Here is an 846-nt window from a genome sequence, read left to right on the forward strand (position 1 = left end):
GGAAGAGAATGATAGTATAATTAAGCGCATGCCAGATGATAAAGAGCCTTTTAGTGCATTGGCTTTTAAAATTATGACAGATCCATATGTTGGTCGACTCACATTTTTTAGAGTATACTCAGGAAAAATAACGACTGGTGAATTTATTTTAAATCCAAATACGGGAAAAAAAGAGCGTGTGGGTAGATTAATGCTAATGCATTCTAATAAGCGTGAAGAAAGAAAGACAGTGTCAACAGGAGAAATAGCAGCTATTGTAGGTTTAAAAAATACTCAGACAGGCCATACACTTTGTTCTCTTGATGCTCCTATTATTTTAGAGTCCATGGATTTTCCTGATCCTGTTATTTCTATAGCTGTAGAGGCAGTTTCCAAGGATGGTCAGGATTCATTAACAAATGGATTGATAAAATTGGCAGAAGAAGACCCAACGTTTAAAGTTAAAAGTGATGAAGATACTGGACAAATTATCATTTCAGGTATGGGTGAATTACATTTAGACATTATTGTTGATCGTTTGAAAAGAGAATTCAAAGTTAATGTCAACATTGGTTCCCCTCAAGTTGCGTATAAAGAGTGTATCACTCAAAAAGTAGAACAGGAGTGTAAGTTTGCCAAACAGTCTGGTGGGCGTGGTCAATATGGCCATGTTATTATTTCAGTTGAACCTAATGAACCTGGCGGGGGTTTTGAATTTATTAATAAAATTGTTGGGGGTAAAATTCCTAAAGAATATATTCCAGCAGTTGAGGCTGGCGTTGTAGGGGCTATGCAAACTGGTGTTTTAGCTGGCTATCCTCTAGAAGATATTATTGTTACATTAATTGATGGAACATATCATGATGT

1 protein-coding gene is annotated in these 846 nt (G+C 35.9%); it reads left to right on the forward strand.

Going from position 1 to position 846, the window contains the following annotated elements:
* The coding region (locus AMO08_RS04495) for an EF-Tu/IF-2/RF-3 family GTPase (RefSeq protein WP_256997657.1) at window positions 1-846 on the forward strand (846 nt) is incomplete at both ends.

This window comes from Candidatus Pelagibacter communis, assembly GCF_001180205.1.
Taxonomy (GTDB): domain Bacteria; phylum Pseudomonadota; class Alphaproteobacteria; order Pelagibacterales; family Pelagibacteraceae; genus Pelagibacter; species Pelagibacter ubique_O.